Source organism: Immundisolibacter sp. (assembly GCF_041601295.1).
Classification (GTDB): domain Bacteria; phylum Pseudomonadota; class Gammaproteobacteria; order Immundisolibacterales; family Immundisolibacteraceae; genus Immundisolibacter.
This window is the reverse complement of record NZ_JBFIII010000105.1, coordinates 1-8,893: the sequence shown is the minus strand read 5'-3', so window position 1 is coordinate 8,893 and position 8,893 is coordinate 1. Positions and strand designations below refer to the sequence as shown.

Below are 8,893 nucleotides of genomic sequence, written 5' to 3'. Positions count from 1 at the left end.
CTTGCTCAGCCGCGCCGACGCCGCCCTGCGTCAGGCGCAAACAGACGGCGGCAACGCCTGGCGCCTGGCGCCTACTACCGAAGAAGTACGGGCGCGTTCGGCCAGTGCCTGGCGCGACCTGCTCACTACCTGCCTGCAACAAAACCAATGGAGGCTGTTCGCCCAACCGGTGCGGCGCCTGGACGGCAGCGGCACGACGCTACATCACGAAATCCTGCTGCGCCTGCCCACCGATGAGGGCCTGCTCTCGGCCGCGGATTTCATGCCCATGGCCTACCGGCACGGTCTTGCGACTCAAGTCGACAAAACAGTCATCGCCGCAGTCCTTGACCAGTGGCCCACCGCGGGGCCAGCTGACCTGCGCGTGGCGATCAACCTGAGCGCTATTTCGCTGACAGACGTCAGCTTTCATGGCTGGCTGCTGCAGACCCTGGACCGACACCCGGACCGGGCAAGCCGCCTGACCTTTGAAGTGCCCGAATACGGAGCCGCCCTTCACCTGACGGCGCTGCGTACCCTGATAAACGAACTTGCCCGCCGCGGCAGCGGCGTTGGCCTGGATCACTTCGGGCGGGGCTTCAACCCGTTCGGCTACCTGGCCGGCATCAAACCCAGTTATCTCAAAGTGGACGGACGTTACGTCCACAGCCTGCCGCAGGATGCGGACAGCCGCTTCTTTATCCGCACCCTGCGTGAAGTCGCCCATGGTCTGGACTGCCTGATCATCGCCGAAGCGGTCGAAAACGCGGACCAGCTGCGAGCCATCGAAGAGCTTCGGGTTGACGCTGCCCAGGGCCACCATCTAGCCACCCCCGAACCCTGGCCGCAGTTACCCGGATAGCGCAGTTCACAGGATGGCGTCGTCCTCGTCCACCGGATTCAGACCCCGCAGGTGGTGTCGCAGGCCCTGCCGCTGCGAAAGTTTCAGACGCGCCTCCTCCGGCAGGTCGGTAAAGCGAATCACGCCGCGCTCAACCAAGGCCGTCACCAAGTCCTCCACCACTCGCACCAGGCCCAGGTCGGTCCTGGCCAGCGCCTCGGCGGTTACCCCGGACCCTGCCCCCTGCAAAAACGCCAACAGGTCGGGATCATCCGCCGCCAGCGTCTCGGGGAAATCGGGTTGTCGTGACGTAGCCACCGCGGCGATGCCACCGTTCGCATCGCGCCGTACATACAACATGCAACCTCCCGGATGACTAATCGCCATAGTATCCCCTCATTCCAAAACCTTTAACCGGTAACCATTGCCGTGCCGCTGGGGAGAGCATGGGCACGGCGACTACCCTATCGCGCCGCGTCCGCGCATCTCCCTCAGCTTGCGAACATCACCGCTGACGAACAGCAGACACCGCTTATTTGATTGGCCTGGCCAGGGCCAGCAGCGACAGACCAAACGGCAAATTCCAGCGCCGCAGCCACGGTGCCTCCGCCGCAAACAGGCAAGTCAGCAGACGATTGACAGCCGCCGACGGCAACGCGGCTCCCGATGCCGTCGGCCGGCCACGCCAGCGATCCACAAGACGCACCGCCGCCGCAGGCAGAAACAGCAGTGCGTTGAAATAGCTCGTCCGGTCAACGACGTAGCCGTTCGCCTTGAGCAGCGCGTGCAGACCGGCCCGCGAATAGCGCCACCGATGGTGCAGATGCTCATCGTGCACGCTCCACAGCCATCGATGCGCTGGCACAGTCAGCAGCAAGCGCCCGCCTGGCGCCAGCAGGCCGGCAATGGCCGCCAGCGCCGCATGGTCGTCCGCCACGTGCTCCAGCACGTCGAACAGGCACACCAGATCGAACCGCTCGTCACCAAACGGCAGACCCTGCGGCAGAACCCCGTCGCGAACATCGACACCCGTTTTTTGCTGCGCGAAGGTACGCGCGTAGCTGTCCATCTCCAGTGCGGTCACCCGGCCGTAGCGACTGAGCAGCGCCAGATTACCGCCGGTGCCGCAGCCAACCTCCAGGATGCGTGCGTCCGCCGGCAGGGCTAGCCCGTCCAGTAGTGCCGCCAGCACGGCCCGCCGGCCGACGAACCACCAGTGCCGGTCTTCGTGTTCAGCCATGAAGCGATATTCACTCGCCTCCATGTTCCCGTCTCACGATGTAGGTGGGCCGCTGCTTGACCTCAAGATAAACACGCCCCAGGTACTCGCCCAGCACGCCGATACCGATCAGCTGAATGCCACCGAGAAACAGCACCACCACCAGCAGCGAGGCGTAACCAGGCAGGTCCACACCCAGCCACAGCACCCGAAACACGATGTACAGCGCATAGACAAAGGCCAGCCCGGCCACCACAGCGCCGATATACGTCCACAACCGCAGCGGTGCAGTGCTAAAACTGGTGATGCCTTCCAGCGCCAGGTTCCACAGCTTCCAGCCGGAAAATTTGCTCGTGCCGGCCGCGCGCGGCGCACGCCGGTAATCCACCACCGCAGTGCGAAAGCCGACCCAGGCGAACAGGCCCTTCATGAACCGCCGACGCTCTGGCAGGCGCTTTAGCGCATCCGCCACGCAGCGGTCAATGAGCCGGAAATCACCCACGTTTTCCGGCACCGGCGTGTCGGCGACGGCATTGACCACCTTGTAAAACCAGCGCGCCGACTGGCGCTTGAACAGCGAGTCGTTGCCACGGTCGGTGCGGTGACCGACCACAACCTCGTAGCCCTGCTCCCAAGCGTCGATCAACTGGAGAATTACCTCCGGCGGATCCTGCAAATCAACGTCGATCGGAATCAACGCATCGCCGTGCGCAGCGTCGATACCGGCCGTCAGGGCCGCCTCCTTGCCAAAATTGCGCGAGAGCTCCAGCACCCGGATGCGCGCGTCCTGCGCGATAGCCGCGGTGAGCACCGCCAGCGTGCCGTCCTTGCTGCCGTCGTCGACGAACAGCAGCTCTACCCGATAACCGTATGCCTCGACCTGCCTCAGCACCTCCGCCATCCCAGTCAAGAACGGCCCGATGGTGGTTTCCTCGTCGCAGACCGGAATGACGAGAGAAACCAACTTGGTCTTATCGGAGGCATTCATTACCGTGTATCCAGGGCGTTCTCATAATCCTGCATGATTCGAGTCCTCACACAAGAAGCCAACTCCGCGCTCACGCGAACGCTGCAACGATGAGCCGACCGCGCAGACAGACATCAACCACTGGATCACGATTGCTGGCGCCACGTGTAAACGCTAGTCACCGCATAGTTCCACACCGCGCCCACCAGAACACCCGACAATGCCGACAGCACCCAGAACGTCTGCCGGTCGAACAGATACGCGGCAATGCCCACATTGGCAAACGCGCCCACGCTACAGGCCAGCGAAAACGACAGCCAGCCGGTAACAAACCGCCACCCTCGCAGGCGCCGGTCGCGATAGGTGAGGGAGTTATTCACGACGTAGTTGAAGGTCATCGCCACGACCGTGGCGAGAATCTGCGCCGCCACGAATCCCTCACCAAAACCCTTAAATGCCACCGCCAACACGGCAAGGTGTACCACCACCCCAAGCCCACCCACCGCCGAGAAGGCCAGAAAGCGCACCGGCACGAAGCGTCCGACCAGCTTATCCGCCAGCAGCATCAGGTAGTCCCACACCACCTTGCTGTCGAGCTTGCTCTCACCGGCCTGGCGCTGACGAAAGGTATAAGGCAATTCCACAAAACGCAGCGGCCGCGGCGCGGATGCGAACAGGTCGACCAGGATTTTGTAGCCGATAGCCGACACACCGTGACGCAGACAGTCCATCAGCGCCGCGCGGGTCAGCATGAAAAAGCCGCTCATCGGATCGGTCAGGTCGGCCTTGAGCACGGCGCGGCTCAGGCGGGTGGCCAAACGGCTGATGCCCTGCCGCTGGGCAGAGAACTCCCCGACCCCACCGCCGGCGACGTGGCGACTGCCGACAACGATGTCCGCCTGACCGCCCTGCAGGGTGCCCAGCATGGCCTTCAGCAGCGCCGGATCGTGTTGCAGGTCGCCATCCATGACCGCGATGTAAGGCGCCGACGACGCCAACATCCCCTCGATACTGGCGCTCGCCAAACCCCGCCGGCCGACGCGTTGCAGACACCGTACACGCCGGTCAACTTGCGCCATCTCGCGCGCCTGCTGAGCAGTGCCGTCGGGCGAGTCGTCGTCCACGAACAACACTTCCCAGTCGACACCCGCCAGCGCGCGCTCCACTTCTCCCACCACCGAGGCGAGATTCCCGGCCTCGTTGAAGGTAGGCACCACCACGGTCAGTTCAGGCATGCAAATCTCTTTTTTTCGATATTGTTGTAGGAATGCTCTGGATAGCCTGCCTCCGACCATGGTTCGACAGGCTCACCGCGAACGGAATAAACAGGTTGCCGTTCGTCCTGAGCTCGTCGAAGGGCTCGTTCAGAGCATCCTCGGCCGCATCTGATCGCGCCGATTGCCTGACGGCCCGCACGGGCGGATGCCAGGTAAACAGCCGCATTAAAGCGCCCTGTGCATTCCCGCGACTCATGTCGATGGTTTGGGCGAAGCGCGCTGCAATGCTCACGCGGTTACCAACGGACGATAAGCTCGCAGTACAACTGCGTGGCTCGCGAGGGCCGCCAGCGGGGGAACCCGACCCAGCACGCTACGAACCGCTGGCCGACCCATCCACTGGCGAGCCGCTCGCCACCGACCGGGCACCAGCGGCAACCAATGTATTTCCACGTCCACGGCGCCAGCCCTGCCTAGCAGGGCCGCCAGTTCCCATGGAGAGTCGTAACGCATGTGCATCGGTCGGCCGCGCAGGCGGCGCCAGGTTCCCTGCACCAGATGCGGCGCGCTATAGCGATTAAGCGCGTCTACCCACACTTCCCCGCCAGGCTTAACCACCCGGCACAGCTCGCGTAGCGCCGGCAGCGGATCGGCCAGAGCCTGCATCACGCCAAAACAAAGAACGCCCTCAAAACTCCCGTCAGCGACGGGTAAGGCACGCACGTCGGAAGCAAACAGCCGCGCCGCCCCACCAAGGCGCAAGCGCGCTTTGCGCAGGCTTGGCAAAGAATAATCCGTTCCGACCACTTCGACGCCACAACCCGCCAGGGAGCGCATATACGTGCCGGCACCACAACCCGCATCCAGCCAGCCACCAGCAGCGATACGCCCGGACCAAAGACGCTTAAAATTAGCCAGTCGGGCCTCCAGACCTGACTGGCTCCAGCCGGCAATAGATGCATCGCTGCCATGCTGCTGACCCCATGCCTCGAACCGGCGACGCCAACGACGTTCAAAGCCTTCTCGCTGGTCTCTCATTCCCGATGCTTTGTTGATTGCCACGCGATGTGTTTTTCGCTGCCGCCCCGTAACGGGCGCCAGCGACCAACCACGGCCGACAACGCCTTAACGCCTTCCGGCGACCGAGACCGCCTGCTGTCGATCACTTGACCTGCCCAACCCACACAAATTTATTGTGATGCGCAGGCCCGTTGATACCGCCACCCATAAGAATCACCCGCCCGCTGCTGTGCAGGGTGCCGGCATTGCCCCATCCATCTCCCTGGTCCAGGGTGATCCATTGGTTCGTCGCCGGGTCGTACACAGCCGCCAGGCGTTGCTCCTTTGGGCCACTCGTGGGCCAGATGGCCAAAACCTTGCTCCCAAGCGCAAAGGTCATCGCCATCCCCCAGCCGTTTTTTTTCGGGTATGGCCATTGCCCGTGACCCGATAGCGTGTGCGTATCCAGGTCGTAGGATTCGAGCCTCTCGTCGCGATTCACAAACCAAATGGCCCGCCCGAGACGGGCCGCTATGGCGTTGAATCGATGTGGTCCGGCAGGTAACGGGTACCGCAACCATTGCCCGGTTTGAAGGTCAAGGTGCCACGCAACCGTATCGGTGATCTGCACTAGTTGATCGCGCTCTGGGTCCAGCACACCGTTACCGACGTACCAAAAATCGCGCTGATCGAATCCTTCTGGAACATGCCATTTGCGCTTGGCCGGGTCGAATTGAATCACCTTCGTTCTAACACTGCCGCCGGATGCGAGGCAGGCATCCTTTGGACCGTATTGCGTACCGGCCAGCTTCCAGAACACGCCGCGCTTGGCATCCCACGCCACACCCGCTTCGTCGGTATGCCAGTTCACGGGCGCATCAGCGGTACCGCAGTAAGGCGCTTCCTGCCGCCAGTTACCGGTCCGCGACAGCGGATCGAACGAATAAACTTCCTGCCGGCCTGTGTTCTGGTGCGGCCCACCACCCCAATCGCCGCCCAGCAGATACACCCGACCGGCGGGACCCTCGACTAAGCGCTGGTGCTTAATGGTTCCCTGCGGGCTTTTTGGGTAGCCGGGGAGCGGGATCCGTGTCCAGACCAGACGTCCTCCTGGTTGCGCGGCGCTTTGGGTGGCGGCCCAAGCCCGGCTATGGCTCGCGGATTGACGTCCGGTATCAGTCTCGGTTGCCGGATGTGATGCATTAACAGGCGGGACGTTAGCGGCTTGGTTGACGGCTGGCAGACTTTCACCACGCCGCACTGCAGCGAGCGCGGACGACGTCGGGCGGCGCCCGCCCAGCCAGCCGCCCGAGTTATCCCTGCGGTCATGCGCGCTTGGGGTGTCGGGTGGAGCCAGTGTGGCTGCAATTTCGCTGGCATGGCCGACATTCCCGGCCGGGGCGGTCGAGTCAGGCGCTGCGGAGACGACGGGGGCCGCCCGACCCGACCGGAGTCGTTCGCTGGGCGGCACCAGGCGTACCACCAACATCTTGGAACTGGCGCTGTACCCTTCGTTCCGACCCGCCGTATCGTATCGATTACCGCCCTTGAATACATGCCCAAAGCCGGGAACGAAGCCACCGGCATGCATGTCGGCACGTGGCAGGCCAGGCACGGTACCGGTGAGATCGGTCCAACGTTCGGCAATAAGATCGTATACCCACAGCCGGTTACTGGCACTGCCCCCGTAATACAGAAGGGCCTTCGCGTCCGAATCGTAGGTCAAGGTCAGGAAGTAACCCCCCGGCGGGCCGTCGGCAAGACGGGTCCAGGCCCGACTCGGGACATGGAACGACCAGAATGGACCCGGATCGGGCGCGCGGCAGCACTTAACGTTCGGTACCCGCTCCTGGCCGCTGATGAAGTACACAGTGTCTCCCACGCACACCGCGTTGTGACGCACGTTCTCGGCCGGCAGGTGAATCGGCGGCTTGGGGGCCAGCGCCCAGCGGTAAGGCTCCGGCCCCGCCGGATTCGGCTCGATGATCCGCACGCCACCGGTGCCGTTCATACCGCCAAACAGCACCACGGTATTGAGGTCTTTGCACACCGCCGTGGCGGCATTGGGCGCCACCCAGCCGCCGGAGCCGGCAATCAGGCCGGCACTGAACTCGGCCAGGCTTGTCGACAGATTCACCCAGCGGTTCGTGTCAAGACTGAACCGGCCCGCGAAATACGGACTTTTCTGATAGAACGTCGTGCCCGCCAACACCCAGAACTCGTTGCGGGCGGGCATGTAGAACGCCTGATGGTTGTTTCGGTTGGTCAGCGCCGTGATGGTCGGCCCGCCAAAGAACGCGTACAGCGCCTTGTCGGCCACCGGGTCAAGCGTGGCCCAATGGCCACTGCCGGCGACCACCTGCTTCTTGCCCTCCCCGTCCAGGTAAGTCTCCCACAGCCACTTGTTCCCGGTGCTCGGAAACAGTTGCCTGTGGCTGTTGGTGGTCGGGTCGAATGCCCACAGACTGTTATCGCCATACGCATTGTGACTATGCCCAAGTCCGTAAATGAACTTGCCGTCGTTCGTCACGGCTCCGCTATACCAGGAGGTCGCTACCCTCAACGGGGACGGCGCTAGCGGTTCGTAAGTCGCAGTGAACTGGGCGTTCCCCTCGGAACTGAACGCCAGCGAAACAGCCAGCGCAGTGAACGCGACAACCGATAGCCTATGACGGGTCATGCGGCCCTCCTGATGCGCGGTGCCGGATCGGTTAGCAATCCTCCGGCATTGGACGAGGACAAGACCCACATTCGAAAGAGCGAAGGCTTGCCGCGCCCATGTCTGCGATGCCAACCGCCCCCGGGATTAAACCGGCGCCGCCAGAGCTCCCGGCCCCCAGTTTCGCTCACTTATACCTGACGCCGCTGCAAAACCAGTGCGGGTTGTTCGTTACGACCGGACCGAAGGATGTGCTGATGGGTGACAGCAGCCTTCGGCGACTTGGCCCCTTCCAACAATCCCCGCAACAGCACCAATATCGCCGCCAGACCATAGGGCAAGTCCCAATAACCCAGCCCAAGAAACGCCCCACCAACCATGTACCCGATCAGGCTCACCTGAATCATCGCCGCAAGATCACGCGCCCAGAACCAGTCGGGGTCACCACGAGCCAAGCGCAGAACCACAGCAGCGTTGCGCCAGCTCAACCACAAAATCAGCAGGAAAAGGAACAGCCCCGGAACACCCTGCTCACCAAGAACCTCGAAATAAATGCTGTGGGCATCATGAAAATCGTCGGGATCAGGCGCCCATACCTGGAACGCCTGTGGCGTATAGCCGTTGAACCCTAGACCGACGAACGGCCGATCCTTGACGGCATTAATGGCAAAACTCCAAGCGTTGAGGCGTCCCATGGCCGATCTGTCGTTCTGATAATCGCCGATGGTCGCCATGCGGTCGTACCACTCCTGCGGCATCAGCGTCAGCCCCACCGGCAGCAGCAAAAGCGCTAGCAGCATTACGGCCGCTTTGTTGCGACTTTTCCACCAAAGCAATACACCCGCAGCGACGATGGCCAAAAGTGCGCCGCGCGAATGGCTGCCAAGAATGGCGATCACCGTCAGCGCCATCGCACCCAACAAACCAAGGCGAATCCGCCAATCCCTGGTATGCATACGCAGATACCACATCAGCGGCAGCACCATGGTCATGGCCAGACCAAGGTCGGTGT

At 62.9% G+C, this 8,893-nt stretch carries 9 protein-coding genes; 1 reads left to right on the top strand and 8 read right to left on the bottom strand.

Features of this window, described 5'->3' with window-relative positions; all coding sequences use genetic code 11:
• A partial coding sequence (locus ABZF37_RS12220; RefSeq protein ID WP_372720303.1) for an EAL domain-containing protein occupies nucleotides 1-841 on the top strand: 841 nt, incomplete at its 5' end.
• Nucleotides 842-847: 6 nt separating this feature from the next.
• On the opposite strand, the gene ABZF37_RS12215 is transcribed toward ABZF37_RS12220, so the two are convergent.
• The 8 genes from ABZF37_RS12215 to ABZF37_RS12180 form a co-directional block, all read right to left on the bottom strand.
• Nucleotides 848-1,180, bottom strand: coding sequence for a tryptophan synthase subunit beta like protein (locus ABZF37_RS12215; RefSeq protein ID WP_372720301.1), 333 nt, complete (start codon nucleotides 1,178-1,180; stop codon nucleotides 848-850).
• A 172-nt stretch (nucleotides 1,181-1,352) separates the two neighbouring features.
• Entirely contained in the window at nucleotides 1,353-2,084 is a 732-nt protein-coding gene (locus tag ABZF37_RS12210; RefSeq protein ID WP_372720299.1) for a class I SAM-dependent methyltransferase, read from the bottom strand.
• Complete coding sequence (locus tag ABZF37_RS12205; RefSeq protein WP_372720297.1) at nucleotides 2,071-3,027, bottom strand: glycosyltransferase family 2 protein; 957 nt, start codon at nucleotides 3,025-3,027, stop codon at nucleotides 2,071-2,073. The genes ABZF37_RS12210 and ABZF37_RS12205 overlap by 14 nt, the downstream gene beginning before the upstream one ends.
• Before the next feature lie 125 nt (nucleotides 3,028-3,152).
• Nucleotides 3,153-4,241, bottom strand: coding sequence for a glycosyltransferase (locus tag ABZF37_RS12200; RefSeq protein ID WP_372720295.1), 1,089 nt, complete (start codon nucleotides 4,239-4,241; stop codon nucleotides 3,153-3,155).
• Nucleotides 4,234-4,515, bottom strand: a complete 282-nt coding sequence (locus tag ABZF37_RS12195) for a hypothetical protein (protein ID WP_372720293.1) — start codon at nucleotides 4,513-4,515, stop codon at nucleotides 4,234-4,236. The genes ABZF37_RS12200 and ABZF37_RS12195 overlap by 8 nt, the downstream gene beginning before the upstream one ends.
• On the bottom strand, nucleotides 4,512-5,261 hold the full coding sequence (locus ABZF37_RS12190) for a class I SAM-dependent methyltransferase (RefSeq protein WP_372720291.1): 750 nt from the start codon (nucleotides 5,259-5,261) through the stop codon (nucleotides 4,512-4,514). The genes ABZF37_RS12195 and ABZF37_RS12190 overlap by 4 nt, the downstream gene beginning before the upstream one ends.
• A 124-nt stretch (nucleotides 5,262-5,385) precedes the next feature.
• Complete coding sequence (locus tag ABZF37_RS12185) at nucleotides 5,386-8,016, bottom strand: hypothetical protein (protein ID WP_372720289.1); 2,631 nt, start codon at nucleotides 8,014-8,016, stop codon at nucleotides 5,386-5,388.
• Between the two features lie 56 nt (nucleotides 8,017-8,072).
• Nucleotides 8,073-8,893: putative O-glycosylation ligase, exosortase A system-associated (locus ABZF37_RS12180; RefSeq protein WP_372720287.1), on the bottom strand; the 821-nt coding region annotated here is incomplete at its 5' end.